Consider the following 17,954-nt stretch of genomic DNA (forward strand, 5'->3'; position numbering starts at 1 on the left):
GAATTTTTTTATTTTAAAGTTCACTTTGTATATTACAAGTCAACCAGCCTTGTATTGTTTTTTTATTTTGAAAATACATTTTTCTCAAAATCAATACTAACAAAATTCACCTATTAAATCTATAAACCACCGTTTCTGAAAATCAAATTTCATTACTCAATTATTGGCTTGAACAACCAAAATTGAGTGGGCATTTTTTATTTCCAATCCAAACAAATTAGGTACCTGTACTTCTAATATTGAGCATCTTCATATCAATCAGTTTTGATAAATTATAAGATGGTTATTTCCATCCATCTACTTATTAACACTTTTAAAATTGCCTTAAACCCTTTGGGAAAATTTTTGAATTTTCCTTTAGGAATTTTTTACCCTTAAAAAGCTCCGAAACTATATTTTTTAACTAATAAAAACCCAATTAAATGAAACACAATTATTTTAAAAACAATGCTTGTTACCTATTGGTAATCATGATTTTTTTAGCTTTCAGTACCAAGGCTCAAATTGAAAACATACCAGGAAAATCTTCATCGAAGGTATCATCAACTTTATTAAATCTTCAAACTTCTGCAAATCTTAGAAAAGGCATTACTACTACTGATATTGGCGGATTTAAGGCTTTGGATTTGTCTTATACTATTGGTAATGATGTAGTAATTGAAGCGGTGGCCGATGATGGAAATGGATCGAAACTTCTGGCCGAATTAAAAAAAATAGGGCTTAAAAGAGGATCAGCTTATGGCAGAATGGTTTCCGGATTATTTCCTATAAACAAAATTGGAGAGTTGGAAAAAGTTAATTCCATGAAATTTGCTCGTCCGGCATACAAACCATCTACCAACAAAGGGTCTACTACTTCACAGGGAGACGTGAGTTTACATTCAGATGTAGCCCGATCTAATTTTGGAACATCAGGAAAAGGACTGAAAATAGGTGTCCTTTCCGATAGCTATAATAATCTGGGAGGGGAAGCCTTGGGAATAAGCACCGGAGATCTACCAGCTGGCGGAGTAGAGGTTTTACTTGATTTGCCACCAGATGAAAATGGCGTGTTGACAGGATCAGACGAAGGAAGAGCCATGCTCGAAATTATTCATGATGTTGCCCCTGGAGCTGATTTGGCATTTCATACAGCATTTCTTGGCCAGGCAGAATTTGCCAATGGAATTGTGGCATTACAAGAAGCCGGATGTGATATCATTGTGGATGACATCGCTTATTTTGCCGAACCATTTTTCAGTAATGGGGTAATCGCTCAGGCGGCTAACTATGTAAACAGGAAAGGAAGTATTTACCTGTCATCTGCCGGCAATGGTAATCGGGAATCGTATCAAAGCGGATTTAACAATTCAGGTATTGAACCTTTGGGACCGGGCAATGGATTTGCCCATGACTTTGGCGGAGGAGACATTTTCCAATCAGTTACAATAGGTCCAGGGAGTTCATTTGTTTTCTCTCTCCAATGGGATGATCCATTTTTCTCGGCCAGTGGAATAGGAGCTGATACTGATTTGGATGTTTTTATTCTTTTTGGTTCTACCATCATCTCGGCAGGAGTGAACATTAATATAGATGGCGATCCTGTAGAAATTGTAGGAGTAACTAATGGAGGGGCTACAGCAGCAAGTGTAGATGTTTTAATAGTAAAATATGAAGGTCCCGATCCCAATTTGATTAAATGGGTGAACTATGGCGATACTCCGGACCTAATTGAATACGACACAAAAAGCAGTACCTGTGTAGGACATTCCAATACCTATGGTGCAATAGCTGTGGGGGCTTCGGCCTGGTTCAATACACCTGAATGGAATTCCAATGTAACTGAACCTATTATAAATTCTTTTTCTTCTGCAGGAGGTACTCCTCTTTTGTTTCGAGATAATGGCAAACCTTTAAGAAGACCGGTAGTTTTAAGAAAACCAGATATTACAGGCCCCGATGGCGGAAATACTACCTTTTTTGGTAATGACCTGCCATTCAACCCTCCATTTGCTGGTGAACCAGATGGGTTTCCCAACTTTTTTGGAACATCTGCCTCTGCACCACATGTAGCAGCAGTTGTTTCAATGATGCAGGAGGCATCAGGGAAAGATTTAAAACTTTTTAAAATAAGAAGAATTTTCCAGAAAACCTCTGTCGATATGGATGACCCCTTTACTGAAGGCAAGTTTGACAAGCGATTTGATTTTGGTACTGGATATGGTTTCGTTCAGGCAGACAAAGCAGTGGAATTGGTAATAAAAGAAAGCCGGCCAAGACATGCAGTTAGACCTGTATTGGAAAAAGTTGTTGCTGATGGTAGCGGAAAATATAAGGCTATATTCGGTTATAAAAATGAAAATAAGTCGTTTGTAATCATCCCAATTGGCAGAAATAACCGATTTTATCCGGTGAAAGACGAAGGGCAGGTTTCTGCCTTCAAACCGGGAAGACAGTATGCCCAATTTGAAGTACCACTTAACCCTGGAGAGACAATTGTTTGGACCTTAAAAGGACCCGATGGAAAAAGAAGAACATCCACAGCAACGGCACCAGGGAAACCTGCCGCCAGAATTGCTGCAAGCATTTTAGAACCTTCAAATGAAGAAAATCAACTCACTCAAGATTTAGCCATTTACCCAAATCCAACGAGTGGACTTGTTAATTTTAATGCCATTGCAGAAATTGGCCAGGTTATAGAATTATCTGTAGTAAATACATTAGGGCAAAGAATCTTAGAATTAAATAGTGTTTCCCAGTTGGAAACTTCATTCGACTTTGCTCAGCAGGGAAAGGGATTATATATTGCTCAATTCAGAATTGGAGAAAAAATCCTTTTAAAGAAATTTGTTGTTGAATGATTAATCCCATTAAAAAAAGAGAATGCTAATTTTTGGCATTCTCTTTTCTGCTTTAACTACTTGCTAAAATGTACTTCCCAATCCACAAGGAAAGATCATTAGATTTTTTATTGGAATTGTAAAAAGCCAATATTCGACTCATAAAGCCAGGAGATATTTCTAAGTTTTAACTATTTATTCATTTCATTTATTCGTGTTCCATGGAATACTTGTCAAAAAAATCGTTAAAATTGTATTAACTATTTTTTTCCATCAACAATTTTTTAATGCAAGTCGAGGAAACCCAACTTTCAGGTTGTTTTGTTATTAAACCCAAAATTTTTCGCGATCCAAGAGGATATTTTTTTGAAAGTTATAACCAGGAGAAATTTGAAAAAGGAACCGGAACAAAAATCAATTTTGTACAAGATAATCAATCCCAATCCAGTTATGGGGTAATCCGTGGATTACATTATCAGCTTAATCCACACGCACAGGCAAAATTAGTAACAGTTTTGGAAGGAAAGGTGTTGGATGTTTGTGTGGATGTAAGACGAGAATCAGCTACATTCGGGCAACATTTTGCTATTGAACTAAGTGCTGAAAACAAATTCCAGTTATTTATTCCAAGAGGATTTGCCCACGGTTTTGTGGTGTTAAGTGAAACCGCCATTTTTCAGTATAAATGTGATAATTTTTATGCGCCTCAGGCTGAGGCTGGAATTATTTTCAATGACCCTGAACTAAATATCGATTGGAAAATTCCTCATGATCACCTCATTATCTCCGAAAAAGATAAATACTTAAAAACACTTAAAGAAGCCGAAAATAATTTTTAATCTGATCTATTCATGAAAACCATTCTGGTAACCGGAAGTAAGGGACAACTTGGAAATGAGTTACAATTGATAGCCAAAGGTCATCCTGACCAATTCATTTTTGTGGATGTGGATGAACTGGATATCACCGATTCTACAAGTGTGAACAGCTATTTTCTGGAAAATGAAATCGACTTTTGTATAAATTGTGCGGCCTACACTGCTGTGGATAAAGCAGAAAGTGAACAGGAAACTGCATTTAAAATAAATGCAGATGGGGTAAAAAACCTTGCTTCGGCCTCTAAAATCACCGGGGCTGTATTCATACATATTTCCACTGATTTTGTGTTTTCCGGAGATCAAAATAAACCCTACAAAGAGGAAGACAAGATAAATCCTTTGAGTATTTATGGGGAAAGTAAAAAAGCCGGGGAAGAAAATGCATTGAATTTCAATGCAAAATCTATAGTCATAAGAACTTCATGGCTGTATTCTTCATTTGGAAATAATTTCGTGAAAACCATGATCAGACTCGGAAGAGAGCGGGAAAGTCTTGGTGTGGTGATGGATCAAATTGGAGTACCAACTTACGCAAGGGATTTGGCTCAGGCTGTCATTTCAATTATTGATAAAATTGAAACAGATGGTTTACGGGAAGAGGAATTTGGCTTGTATCAATACAGCAATAAGGGGGTTGCCAGTTGGTATGACTTTGCCAAAGCTGTTTTTGACCTTACTTCAATAAAAATAAATCTAAGACCAATTTTTACTGAAGAATATCCACTGCCAGCAAAAAGGCCAGCTTATAGTGTGATGAATACCCGAAAAATTCAGGAAAAATTTAATTTAGATATTCCATACTGGAGGGATAGTTTAAATGAATGCATAAATGAGTTCCGGTACTAATCTGTTTTTAAGAATAATCATATGAATATCAAAGAATTACATCACAATTGAATACATTTAATTTTATCCAACCACTTAAAATCAAATGAATAAATCTATATTAATAACCGGGGGAGCCGGATTTATAGGATCCAATTTTGTACCCTATTTTCTGGAAAAATATAAAGATTATACAATCATAAACCTGGATAGCCTGACCTATGCAGGAAATCTTGAAAATCTGAAAGAGGCCGAAGGTAACCCGAATTACGAGTTTGTGAAGGGGGATATTTGCGATAGGGGCTTAATAGAAAGTTTATTTGAAAAACACGATATAAGAGGAGTAATTCATTTCGCAGCCGAATCTCATGTAGATAACTCTATTTCAGGTCCTGAAGCATTTATTAAAACCAATGTTAATGGAACTTTTACCCTTTTGGATGTAGCCAGAAATCGCTGGATGGATGGACCCTTTCAATATAAAGAAGAGTATGAAGATTGCCGGTTTCATCATATTTCCACTGATGAAGTGTACGGCACTTTGGGGGAAACTGGATTATTCACAGAAGAGACTCCCTATGCCCCAAATAGTCCCTACAGTGCTTCTAAGGCTGCCAGTGATATGATCGTAAGAAGTTATTTCCACACTTACGGGATGGATGTGGTTACCACCAACTGCTCGAACAATTACGGTCCAAAGCAACATGATGAAAAGCTTATTCCAACCATCATTCGTAAAGCCATTAATAAAGAAGCTATCCCCATTTATGGAGATGGAAAGAATATCAGAGACTGGTTGTATGTGATCGATCACTGTACTGGAATTGACCTGGTTTTTCATACTGGAAAATCAGGTGAAACTTACAATATTGGGGGACGGAATGAGAAAAACAATCTCTACATTGTAGATACGATTTGTAAAATTCTGGATGAGAAAAAACCACTGGAATCTGGTTCTTATACCCAGTTTATCACTTTTGTAAAGGACAGACCCGGCCATGACAGAAGATATGCCATCGATGCCACAAAAATTGAGACTGAATTAGGATGGAAAGCAGACGAAAATTTCGAAAGCGGCATCATCAAAACGGTTGATTATTACCTGAACAAATATTGATTTATCAAAAATAATTTGCTAATCAGTAAACCGAATTAATCAGTTTTTTAGCGGTAGTTACCGTTCTGACTACCGCTATTGAACATGCCGCCCTTTCTGCCAGCTGAGTGCTAAAATGGCCAACCACAGCTCTTTCCAATAATTTTACTTTACTTGTTCCCACAATTAATAAATCGAATTCACTCGATTTTTCAATCAATGTTTCCAGGGCATTATCAGAAGATATCATTTCAAATGTTGAAGTATTGCCCCTTTGCTGAACCTTGATGTTATTCAATAATTTTTCCTGCTGTTTTTTCTGCTCCTCTTTAGCATTGGTAGGTATAATGGTTAAAAAAGTGATTTGCCCGCCAAAACTTTTCGCCAAACAGCTTCCCAGCCTTGTTATCAATTCAAGATTTAGGCTACTCCCTACACTAACAGCTATTTTCTTTGGTGGAAAAGTAGCTTCCAGGTTTCGAAATTTTAAGAATACTACATTAGTATTGGCATGATGGAGCATTTCATTGATGATATTGGCCGTTTTCTGGGAATTTTTCCCTTCATAACCCATCACAATCAAATCGCAACCTTCCTCTTCAGCTGCATGTACAATCCCCTGTGGGATACTTTTTGAAGCACGAATTACAGGAGTCAGTTGTACATTAGGCCCTACTTTAATGTTGGCTGTTTTCTGGATGATATCCAGAGCATAATCCGCTTCCGCCAAAGCTGCATAAAAATCGATCTGATCGGAGGTTTTTACCACAGATAAGGTTACTAACTCTCCACCTGATTGTGATAACAAGCTATTGGAAACCGTACATATGGCCTTAAGAGTAGACGGATTAGCCACCGGAACCAAAACTCGTATTTGTTTCCCAAGCAATAACCTTTTTTTACTAGCCGATAGTACCAGGTTCATACCGATCTTCCCCCTTACTTCCCTTTTCCTTGAGTAGAAAAAATAAACCAAACCTCCGATTATAAGTAATTGAAAACCAAAGGTTAAAGAAACCCAGTCAAGCGTGAAGAGCAAGGCTATATTAACGATAAGCGAAATTTCTGGAAGTAACCTTTTCAGCAATAATTTTGGCCTTTTTTCTGGTTCGGTTTTGTAAATTTTTCTTAAAGCCAGAGAGGCGGGCAACATGGAAACCAAAAGGCAAAAATTTGCTGATTTTGCAATAAACTCAAGGTCTAAAAACAACAACACAATAATAATCAGAAAACCACCAGCATATAATGCGGCCTGCGGTGTCTTTCTGGCTTCGTGTATTTTTCCCAGGATTTTTGGCAAAAACTGACTTTTCCCCATGGCAAAAATCTGCCTGCCCTGAGAAAGCAAAGTACTATTTAAGGCCCCTGCGGAGGCTATTAAAGCACCCGAGGAAATTAAAACCCAACCAAAACCACCCAGACTTTTTGTAGCTACCAACAGCAGGGGAGCATTAGAAGAAGCCAGTTCCTGCCAGGGAATGACCAGAATAGCAGTAAGTGTAATAAGAATGTAAAGTAACAGACTAATGCCAAGCGAAAGGATCATGGCTTTAGGAACTGTTTCCGAGGGTTCTTTTATTTCATCAGAATTATTGGCGATAAGCTGAAATCCAAAAAAGGAAATGTAAATGATGGCGATGGCTGCCCCTGTCCCTTTGAACCCATTCGGATACATTGGTGTCAAATTGTCTATATTAAGGGCGAAAACGGAACAACCGATAAGTATAACCAGAATAAAAACATTTCCCCAGGTAAGAAATTTCTGGACTTTTTCCCCACTTTTGGTTCCTCTGGTATTCAGAGCTGTAGAGGCTAAAACCAAAATTATAGCAATTAACTTAATCCCGTAATTCGGAAAATCATATCCTAATACTGAAGCAAAGTATTCCGCAAAACCTATGGCATACAAGCCACAGGCAAATACACTTCCCAAAGCCAGGAACCAGCCTGTCACGAATCCTTCCAGGCTACCAAGGGAATTATAGACATAGCCATAAGCCCCACCTGAGGCAGGGTTTTTCCGGGCTAGTTCAGCAAATAAGAAGGCGGTAAGAAAAGCAAGACCCCCACAAATGGCATAGGAAAGCCAAACAGATGGACCGGCTACATCTGCAGCCAGACCAATAAGTACATAGACACCAGCACCCATCAAAGCACCCACTCCAATGGTAGTAGCCCCAAACAACCCAACTGTCCTCTCAAAAGTGATCGGTACAATCTTTTTCTTATAAATCTCCTTTATTTCTGACATTTACTTTCAATACAGCAAATTCCCATTTTCTTAACAGCCTTCAAGTTAAAGGAGATATTTATCTAATAAAAGGCAATTCTTTAATAGTTTTTGAGAAGATTTCCCATATTAAGAACGAACCTCCTGATTCCACACATTACGAGTAGAGCAATTACTCAAAAAGCAGCCAGTTTGGTCTTTATTATTAATCCGCTAAATAACAACTTCAAAACATTCCACCACCATGAAAGAGGTGGCCTCTTGGGACTTTGGTTTGAACAATAGAGACCAAACAAATTATTGCACATTTTCCATTGTATATTCACTTTGGTTAACTAAACAAAATTTAAGGAAACAAACCCGGGTATCTATTTAGCAGTACAAACTATTATCACTAACAAATAACTATTATGAAGAAATTTATGCTGATTACATTTACCTGCGCTGTTTGTACTACCTGGCTTTATTATGAAGGAATTACCCTGGGATGGCAGGTTGGTGCATTTATCACCTTCTTTTTCAATTTAATGACACTTATAAAAAAGGCTCAGGCCTGATATTGAAAATCCTGATATCAGGATTTTCAAATTACTTTTGTTCCAGATCTTTGTTATAATACCCTCCTCTGTTTTCTTGTCGTTTAATAGATTGCTCAATTATCAGATAGGCCACTGTCACCAGGTTTCGCAATTCACAAAGTTGCGGTGACAAAGTAGAATTTTCGTAAAGCTTTTTGGTTTCCTTATAAATGAAATGGAGCTTTTGTCTGGCTAATTCCAATCTCTCATCGGATCGGACAATTCCTACCAGGTCACTCATTAAAGTCTGAAGTTCCTTTCTGGTATGGGTAATAAGAATCATCTCCTTCGGTTCCATCGTGCCTTCTGCATTCCATTCATTTATTTCTTCGGGCTCCTCAATCGATTCTACCTTTTTTATTCCATCCTTATAACAGGTATGTGCATAAACCAATGCTTCAAGTAAAGAATTGGAAGCCAGTCGATTGGCACCATGTAAACCCGTGTGTGTACATTCTCCACAAGCATATAAATTGCCCACACTTGTTCTGCCTTTTAAATCTACTTTTATACCTCCACACAGGTAATGCGCTGCAGGGACAACGGGAATCATATTTTTTTCCGCATAAATTCCCAAACTGGCACATTTGTCATAGATATTTGGAAAATGTTGCCTGAAAGCTTCTTTATCCAAATGCCGGCAATCAAGATAAACAAAATCATCCCCGCTTATTTTCAATTCCGAATCAATGGCTCTTGCCACAATATCCCTTGAAGCCAGCTCTTCTCTTTCATCGTATTTATACATAAAAGGCTCACCAGATTTGGTTTTAAGTTTAGCCCCAAATCCTCTTACAGCTTCTGAAATTAGGAAAGAAGGTGTCTCTCCAGGATTGTATAAAGCCGTAGGATGAAACTGGATAAATTCCATATTCTGGATGAAAGCTTTGGCTCGATAAGCCATAGCAATTCCATCCCCGGTAGCTACAACAGGGTTTGTCGTGTTTCTGTAAACATGACCAATCCCTCCACTTGCCAGAAGCGTAACTTTTGCCAGAATTTTCTCTATTTGTCTGGTTTTATGATTCAACACATAAGCACCATAACAATTAATTTCCTGATTTTTAGGTTGGACCGGATTTTTGAAATGGTGTTCCGTAATCAGGTCAATGGCAAAATGGTAGGATAGCACCTCTATATTGGGCATGGCATTAATTTGCCGGATCAGTTTTCTGGACATTTCCAGCCCCGTAATATCCTTGTGATGGGCGATCCTGTTTACGGAATGTCCTCCTTCCCTTCCCAAATCATATTCACCAGTAGACTGCTTGTCAAATTCTGCTCCCCAATCAATAATTTCCCAAAATCTCTTTGGCCCCTTTTTTACCACCATTTTCACCACTTCCTTATCACAAAGGCCATCTCCGGCAATCAAGGTATCTTTAATATGTTTTTTAAATGAATCTTCATCCTGGTCAATTACCACTGCAATTCCTCCCTGAGCATATTTCGTATTGGACTCCCCCTCCTCTGCTTTGGTAACAATAGTAATTTTTGACTGGGGAAGTTTTTTTGCCACTTTTAGGGCATAGGTTAACCCTGCCAACCCAGAGCCTATTACTAAAAAATCTGTATCAAATTTCATCAGTCTCCTTTCATTTCGTTAAAAGAGCAATACCGGCCGGCATTCGTAAACAGGTATTTCCCTCATTGAGTTAAGAAATTTCCAACATTCTTTCTATTGGTTTTCTTCCCTCTTCAATTACTCTTTGTGATAAATTAATTTCAGGAGATCCGTATTTCATACATAAATATAGCTTTTCAAGTGTATTTTGTTTCATGAATGCACACTCACTACAGGCACAAGTGTTGTCTTCATTACTAGGAGCAGGAATAAGTGTTTTTTCGGGCACTTCTTTCATCATTTGATGAAGAATACCAGCTTCTGTGGCTACAATAAATTCCTCTCCTTCATCTTCTTTTACAAACTTTAATAATTGAGCTGTTGAACCGATAAATTGAGCAGTTTTCAATAAAGGTTCTTCAGATTCGGGATGAGCTATAATTTTCGCTTTAGGGTGCTTGTTGTGTAATTCTATTAGCTTGTCCACAGAAAAAGCCTCATGGACAATACAGGAACCTTCCCATAAAACCATATCTCTTCCGGTTTTTTTGATGAGGTATTTACCTAAATTTTTATCCGGTGCAAAAATGATAGGCTGATCTTTGGGAACAGATTCAATAATTTTTACTGCGTTGGATGAGGTACAGGTAATATCACTCATCGTTTTGATATCTGCAGAGCAATTGATATAAGTAATTACAATGTGATCAGGGTGTTGATCGATAAACTTTTTGAACTCAGTGGGAGGACAAGAATCCGCTAAGGAACAACCCGCCTTAAGATCGGGTAATAATACAGTTTTCTCAGGATTAATGATTTTTGCAGTTTCTGCCATGAAATGAACTCCTGCAAAAACAATCACATCAGCATCGGTTTCAGCAGCTTTTTTGGCCAATGCCAGGCTATCACCCAAATAATCGGAAATATCCTGAATAACAGGCTCCTGATAATAATGAGCCAGAATTACAGCATTTTTTTCCTTTTTTAATTTTTGGATTTCAGCGATTAAATCCAGTGAGGGATCCACTTTAAGGTTGAGGTATCCGATCTGGTCTAACTTTTTCTTAGCTTCTTTTATATTTGGTGCCATAATTAGTTTTTGCCCTTTTTATCACAAACCTAAAGAATGATTATATCGATTAAATAAACAATTATTTGTGCATTAAGTTTCTTAGAATTTCATCTCCTCTTTAGGAAAAGGATTTAATAAAATAGCATTTTCCCCTTCCTAAAAATTACGCAAATATTACACATCCATTAAATAAACTAAAATAATAAAAGGATTTTCTTAAATAAGCAGCAAAACTTTAGGAAATTGAATAGTCCGGTCCTCTGTTTTGGCAGTATAAATATTGACAAGGTATAAAAAATAAATAGCTAAAAAACTTCATGAAACAACAGATAAATCAATTTGCCCTATTCCTATTTACAATCCTGATTTCTATTTCCTGTACCAATGAGCAAAAAGAAAGTGGCGATACAGATCAGCCTGCAAACTGGGCAGAAAAACTAGGGTTTCCTAAAGGGAAAAAAGTGATCATTTTACATGCTGATGATGCTGGTATGTGTGAGGAAGCTAATATTGCTACTTTTCAACAATTGGAAACTGATGTAATTCAATCAGCAGCCGGAATGCCTCCATGTCCAAAGTTTGAAGAGTTTATTGATTGGGCCAAATCGCATCCTGAGGAAGATTTGGGATTACATTTAACCTTAACCAGTGAATGGAAAACCTACCGATGGCATTCTGTAGAAGATACTGCAGAAGTACCAGGGCTGATTGATCCCGAAAGAAAATTATGGAGAGAAGTTCCTGATGTGGTTAGACATGCTTCGGCAAAAGAAGTAGAAAAGGAAATAAGAGCTCAAATTGAAAAAAGTATCGCCTTAGGGTACAGACCAGATCATATTGACACTCATATGGGTACGCTTTACGCGCATCCAGAATATATAGAAGTTTTCTTTAGGGTGGCTGAAGAATACAAAATACCTGCTAACGTCATAGATTTATCGGACAGTGCAGTAGTTGAAAAATTTAGAGCCGTGGGTTATCCTATAAATGACGATGTAATTCGATATGCAGAAAATTATAGTCTGCCTAAAATTGACAATTTTACCAGTGCCCCTAATGCCAAAACTTATGAAGAAAAAATCCAGAAATTCAAGGATTTGATTCTATCACTCAAACCGGGCATTACAGAAATTATCTTCCATCCTTCTGTGGAAACAGAAAATCTGAAAACCATTACCAACTCCTGGCAACAAAGAGTTTGGGAAGCCAAAATGTTTTCAGATCCCGACCTTATAAAATTCTTTGAACAAGAAGGTATCCTTTTCACAAATTGGAAGGAAATCATGGAGAGGTTTAAATAATTCTTCAAGAATCCTGCTTAATCCAAATTTATTTTTTTAGTTAACATTCATTAACCACAAAATATTTATCTTAAAAAAAATCCCATCTAAATTGCGTAAAAACCAACCATTTATTTAATTTAATGGTGCAGATTTTTATTCTGCGCTTATAAATAAACAGGAAACTAAATAACTTAGTGGGACTAGCAAGAGATAAGTGAATTATCTTAGGATGTTATCAAAAGCTTACTAACATCTCTTATTTAATGCCTGTCACAATAGGATAAAAGAATTAATCTAAGTTTAACAAAGTGTAATTTGTTGTTCAACAAAATTAAAAAATTGTTGAAGTTTGAATTGCTGGAGGGACAAACCAATCTATCAATTCAGAAAACTAATATAAACCCTTTTAAAGTCAGGACTATTCGGAATAATCAATTGCCATATCAAAGATGATAGACACTATTTCTTTATATACAGTTGGCTATTTCTTCAAAAGTTTTCCTAAGACTTAACTACTCAATAGGAGCTTATTAATTTAACAAATCACAAAATGGGAAGAAAATTACTGTTACTATTTGCCTTTACTAATTATATTAGCTTGTACTTGTCTTATGGTCATTCCAAAATGGATGCAAAGATTATTTTCAAAGCCAATTCAAGGTATTTATTACCCAATGATTTCAAAGATGAGTTAGTTACTTCAGGATTACAGCAACCAACTGATTTAAAATTCCTGCCCAACGGAAAAGCTTTAATTAGCCAAAAAGACGGGAAAATATTCCTTTGCGATCCATATGCAAGTACTCCGGAACTTTCCTTGTTTTTAACTATTCCAAATCTTAATACAGAGTTTGAAAGAGGATTGTTGACAATGTGTCTTGATCCTGATTTCACTTCAAATAATTATTTTTATGTATATCACTCTACAAACGATGGAAGATTGAGACTTTCTAGATTTACTGCCTCAGGAAACTCTTCCAATATATCTTCTGAATTTATTATCTGGCAAACCCATGCCAATTATATCAATTTTGGAAAAAACCTTTACCATTTGGGGGGAGCATTAGCCATTTCAAAAGCAGGAGAGATTTTTTTAGTTATAGGTGATTTACAAGAAATAGAAAAAGTGCAGGACCTCCAAAAATTTCATGGAAAGTTATTAAGGCTCAATAAAGATGGAAGCATTCCAAATGACAATCCTTTTTATAATGGTGGGGCTGCCAGTGGTCCCAATGGAGAGTTATCCGAAATATACGCATGGGGATTAAGAAACCCTTTTAAAGCTTCTTATGATGAAGTAAGCAAAAAGTTTATTATGGGTGAAGTTGGAGGAAATAATCATGAAAAATCCTGGGAAAATTTAAGGTATGGTGTAAAAGGAGCAAATTATGGATGGCCTGAATGCGGAGACGAAAACAGAGATAGTGATGGAAATTGCAATGGCCCAAATTTTGTAGATCCAATATATGCTTACAAACACAAACCTAACAGGGGAAATTCTATAACCGGTGGGTTTGTATACAGAGGAGGAAATTTCCCTGCAGAGTATCAAGGGGCTTACTTTCTCGCAGATTATGCTCAAAGTTGGATTCGTTATCTGAAAATGGATAACAATCTGAATATTACTTCCCTAGGTACAGGTGAAAGTAGAATGGAAGAATTTGTCTCTCCTTCAGGAACATTTGGAATGGTAGATATTGAACAAGGCCCAAAAGGAGAAATTTTTTACCTGATGTTCAATAAAGGAGCCCAGAATACTGGACAACTCCGGAAAATATATTATACAAATGGAAATATTGCCCCGCCAGTAATTACAAAAGCCCTTGTAGATAAAACAAAAGGGGAAACACCCCTTACGGTAAATTTTAACGGGGAAGCACAATATCTGGGCAGTCAGACTTTGACTTATAACTGGGACTTTGGTGATGGGACCAAATCAGGATCTCCTGTAATAGCTCACACCTATACCAAATCCGGAACTTATAAAGCTCGATTTAGTGTAATAATTCCCGGAATTACTGTACAAAGTGAAGAAATAACCATTCAGGTGGGTGAACCCCCGGTAGTGACCATTAATTCGCCTATAAATAATAGTAAATTTATTGCGAGTCAAAAGATTATCCTAGATGGAGATGCAACCGATGATGGATTACTTTCTGAAAATGATTTTGTATGGTATGTTGATTTTCTTCATGATGACCATACACATCCATTTATCAATGGAATTTCAGGTAAAAAAGCGGAATTTACGATCCCATCCAGCGGGCATAGTTTTGAAAGTGAAACGGGTTTCATTGTTAAATTGACAGTGAAGGATGCCGATAATCTTTCAACCGTTGAAGCCGATACTATTTATCCAACAAAAACTATATTAACTTTTGAAACTCAGCCATCCGGACTTAAAATTCACCTGGATGGAGCACCAAAACAAACACCTCATGTTCATGATGAACTTGTTGGTTTTACTAGTCAGATTGATGTGATTTCTCCACAAACCTTAAATGGAAAAACCTATAAATTTACAGGATGGTCTGATGGTAAATCCAAGAACCATATGATTACCAACCCGGCTCAGGATAGTAACCTTATTGCCTATTTTGAGGAAGTGGCCCCACCTCCATCTACAATTTATGAAGCAGAAGATAATTATACAATTGCTGCAGAAACAGGAAAGTATAAAATCAATAAGATATATGGCAAAATTTTAAGTCAGGAAACAGGTGTATCCATTTTTGATAAAGGAGATAAAATTAATATTAAACTAAATAATGTAAGTGGTTCAAAGTATCAGGTAAAAGTCAGATTAAGATCAGGACACAATGGTAATCCAATAGCTTATTGGCCAGATGGATATGAATTTACCCTTGATGGAGAGCCTTTAAGTATGCTGGGAGATAACGCAAGTTTATCAGCATTTTCAGGGGAACTAGGAGGGTTCTATTTGGGAACTATGAATTCTGTCCCTCCAGTTGAATTGGCCTCAGGAGATTATATATTAACTATAACAGCCAAAAGTAATTGGCAATGGATAGATTATGTAGAACTTGTGAATATCGGACCAGTGGCAAAGAAAGATCCAACAGCGGATGCAGGTCCGGATTTAAATATTAGTTTACCAACCGATCAGGTAACCATTACCGGAAAAGGACTTGATCCAGATGGAGGAACTGTAAAATTTGCATGGTCACAAATTTCAGGGCCAAATAATGCCACACTAATCGGGAAAAATGCAAGTCTAGTAGTTGCTAGTAATCTCTACGAAGGCACCTATAAATTCAAGTTAATGGTAGAAGATGACGAGGGTACAACAGCTTATGACTCAATGATGGTGGTAGTAACCCCCCCTATGAATATTAAGCCAATAGTGGATGCCGGACTGGACAGGACTATTGTTTTACCTAAAGATTCTGTTATGCTAAGTGGTTCAGGAAGTGATCCAGATGGAGGTGATGTCGCCTTTTTATGGAAACAGGTTAGTGGTCCTTCACAGTTGCAACTTTCGGGATTGGAGTTAGCTAAGTTAAATGTCAAAGGCCTTCAGGAAGGGATATATACTTTTAGCCTGACGGTAACTGATGATGAATTATCCTCGGAAGTGGATTTCGTAACTATTAAAGTTTTACCAAAACCCAATACTAATAAAGATCCTATTGTTGATGCAGGAATTGATAGAACTATTGTTGCCCCTAAGGATACAGTAGTGTTACTTGGTGCTGGCAGCGATCCTGATGGAGGTAGTGTAACCTATAGCTGGAAACAGGTAGAGGGTCCTTCTCAGGCGGTGCTTTCTGAAACTGATAAATCCTTTTTAAGGGTAAGTGGTTTGGTGGAGGGCGTTTATAAATTGAGTCTGAAGGTAACAGATGATGAATTATCTTTGGCAGAAGATTTTGTTACAATTACGGTATTACCAAAACCCAATACTAATAAAAATCCAATTGTTGATGCAGGACCTGATAAAGAAATTACCCTCCCCAATAACTATGTTGCTCTTCCGGGAAATGGATATGATCCGGATGGAGGCCAAGTTACCTTTTTGTGGAGCCAGGTTTCTGGCCCCAGTTCACCAGTTTTACAATATAAAACTACTAGTGAATTAAGGATTAATGGCTTGGTGGAAGGTTTATATAAATTCAAATTAAAAGTAACTGATGATGAAAATGTAGCTGTAGAAGATGAAGTTCAGATAATTGTAAAACCAGAAATTAAGGGTGGGGATGTAATTCAGGGGATTACTTTAATTAATGCTTCAAGTAATCAGTCAATTGGTATTTATGATCCGATAACCAATGGTGGTGAAATTAATATTGCCAAATTACCACATACTAACCTCAATATTAAAGCTCAGACTACTAAAAAGGTTGGAAGCATCAGTTTTATCCTCACTGCTGTTTCTGGTGGAGGGAAAAATCATACTCAAACTGAGAGTGTGGAGCCCTACGCTTTATTTGGGGATAGTGGTGGAAATTATAATGAATGGGGTTCAGGATCACCCAAGGCCGGTTTTCATTACAGTCTTTTAATAAAAGCTTTTGATCAACCCGGGGGTAAAGGAAATCTACTGGAAGAATTAACCATTAACTTTTCTTTTATAGATGAAAGTCTTCCTCCTGTAAAAAAAGATCCGATTGCCAATGCAGGAGCTGATCAAATATTGACCTTACCTTCAAACAGCATCAGCTTATTTGGAGATGGAAATGACCCTGATGGAGGATCGGTGACTTTTAAATGGACACAAATAAGTGGTCCAAATAATTCCACCATGGAGGGTGAAAATACTAAGATTCTAAAAATCAGTAATTTAGTTGAAGGCAGTTATACCTATAAGCTAGAAGTGAAGGACGATGAGGGAATGGTAAAAGATGATAATGTAACCGTTACAGTAAAACCAGAACCTACCAGTGGTGGTTCAGGCGTGATTGAAAGTATTTCTTTAATAAACGCTGATCTAAATATACCAATAACGTTTTACAATCCTATTTCTAAAAATGGTATAATTGATTTAAGCAAATTATCTACCCAAAATTTGAATATCAGAACCAATACTATAGGGGAAAATATTGGAAGTGTAAAATTTGAGCTCCAGGGTTTTGGCGGTGCTGCAAATCATAGTAAAACCGAAGGAATGGCACCTTATGCTTTATTCGGGGACAATGGTGGAAATTATGCTAACTGGCCTCCTTCAACTCCAAAGGATGGATATAGTTATAATTTAACTGTTAAGGCTTATGATAAAGGTGGAGCTCAGGGAAATGTAATTGGAGAATATAATATTTCTTTCTCATTCAATAATGGAAGTGCATCTGCCAGATATAGTATTTCAGATGATATGTATTTATTAGAGGAAGGGATTGACCTTTATCCGAATCCTACCTCAGGGGAATTAAATCTTAAATTGGAAGTTTTGGAAAATGACAAAGTGGAGCTGTTGATTTTCAATGCTCTGGGTCAGCAGGTTTTCAAAAATAGCTATTTCGGAAGTATTCAAACCAAATTTAATCTGAAGGATTTTGGAGCAGAAAAAGGCATATATATAACAAAGGTTCTTAAAAATGGAGCATTCCTGAGAAGCCTGAAAATTGTTTTAGATTAAAAAACAACTGAAAACT

Annotated in this window: 10 protein-coding genes; 7 read left to right on the forward strand and 3 right to left on the reverse strand. The window is 37.0% G+C overall.

Going from position 1 to position 17,954, the window contains the following annotated elements; all coding sequences use genetic code 11:
• Positions 1 to 422: 422 nt before the first annotated feature.
• The 4 genes from A3EM_RS45950 to rfbB all read left to right on the forward strand — a co-directional run bounded on the left by A3EM_RS45950 (position 423) and on the right by rfbB (position 5,639).
• Positions 423 to 2,840, forward strand: a complete 2,418-nt coding sequence (locus tag A3EM_RS45950; RefSeq protein WP_020529633.1) for a T9SS type A sorting domain-containing protein — start codon at positions 423 to 425, stop codon at positions 2,838 to 2,840.
• A gap of 266 nt (positions 2,841 to 3,106) precedes the next feature.
• On the forward strand, positions 3,107 to 3,658 hold the full coding sequence (gene rfbC, locus A3EM_RS47975; protein ID WP_020529634.1) for a dTDP-4-dehydrorhamnose 3,5-epimerase: 552 nt from the start codon (positions 3,107 to 3,109) through the stop codon (positions 3,656 to 3,658).
• Between the two features lie 12 nt (positions 3,659 to 3,670).
• Positions 3,671 to 4,543, forward strand: coding sequence for a dTDP-4-dehydrorhamnose reductase (rfbD, locus tag A3EM_RS47980; protein WP_020529635.1), 873 nt, complete (start codon positions 3,671 to 3,673; stop codon positions 4,541 to 4,543).
• Positions 4,544 to 4,628: 85 nt separating this feature from the next.
• On the forward strand, positions 4,629 to 5,639 hold the full coding sequence (gene rfbB, locus A3EM_RS0118015) for a dTDP-glucose 4,6-dehydratase (protein ID WP_020529636.1): 1,011 nt from the start codon (positions 4,629 to 4,631) through the stop codon (positions 5,637 to 5,639).
• Positions 5,640 to 5,661: 22 nt separating this feature from the next.
• On the opposite strand, the gene A3EM_RS0118020 is transcribed toward rfbB, so the two are convergent.
• Entirely contained in the window at positions 5,662 to 7,869 is a 2,208-nt protein-coding gene (locus tag A3EM_RS0118020) for an amino acid permease (RefSeq protein WP_020529637.1), read from the reverse strand.
• A gap of 389 nt (positions 7,870 to 8,258) precedes the next feature.
• Here A3EM_RS0118020 and A3EM_RS47605 point away from each other — a divergent pair, with 389 nt between their 5' ends.
• The gene (locus A3EM_RS47605) at positions 8,259 to 8,405 is read left to right on the forward strand and encodes a hypothetical protein (RefSeq protein ID WP_020529638.1); all 147 of its coding nucleotides are present in this window, start codon (positions 8,259 to 8,261) and stop codon (positions 8,403 to 8,405) included.
• Between the two features lie 31 nt (positions 8,406 to 8,436).
• Here A3EM_RS47605 and nadB read toward each other — a convergent pair whose 3' ends face one another.
• A complete protein-coding gene (nadB, locus tag A3EM_RS0118030) occupies positions 8,437 to 10,011 on the reverse strand; it encodes an L-aspartate oxidase (protein WP_020529639.1) in 1,575 nt (524 codons plus the stop codon).
• Positions 10,012 to 10,081: 70 nt separating this feature from the next.
• Positions 10,082 to 11,080, reverse strand: coding sequence for a quinolinate synthase NadA (nadA, locus tag A3EM_RS0118035; RefSeq protein ID WP_020529640.1), 999 nt, complete (start codon positions 11,078 to 11,080; stop codon positions 10,082 to 10,084).
• Between the two features lie 299 nt (positions 11,081 to 11,379).
• On the opposite strand from nadA, the gene A3EM_RS0118040 reads away from it, so the two are divergent.
• Positions 11,380 to 12,363 carry a polysaccharide deacetylase family protein gene (locus tag A3EM_RS0118040; protein ID WP_020529641.1) on the forward strand — a complete coding sequence of 328 codons (984 nt, stop codon included), beginning with the start codon at positions 11,380 to 11,382 and terminating at the stop codon, positions 12,361 to 12,363.
• A 532-nt stretch (positions 12,364 to 12,895) separates the two neighbouring features.
• Positions 12,896 to 17,938 (forward strand): PKD domain-containing protein, encoded by a 5,043-nt coding sequence (locus A3EM_RS0118045; protein ID WP_020529642.1) that lies wholly within the window; start codon positions 12,896 to 12,898, stop codon positions 17,936 to 17,938.
• Positions 17,939 to 17,954 lie beyond the last annotated feature (16 nt).

It is taken from the genome of Flexithrix dorotheae DSM 6795, assembly GCF_000379765.1.
Classification (GTDB): Bacteria; Bacteroidota; Bacteroidia; order Cytophagales; family Flammeovirgaceae; genus Flexithrix; species Flexithrix dorotheae.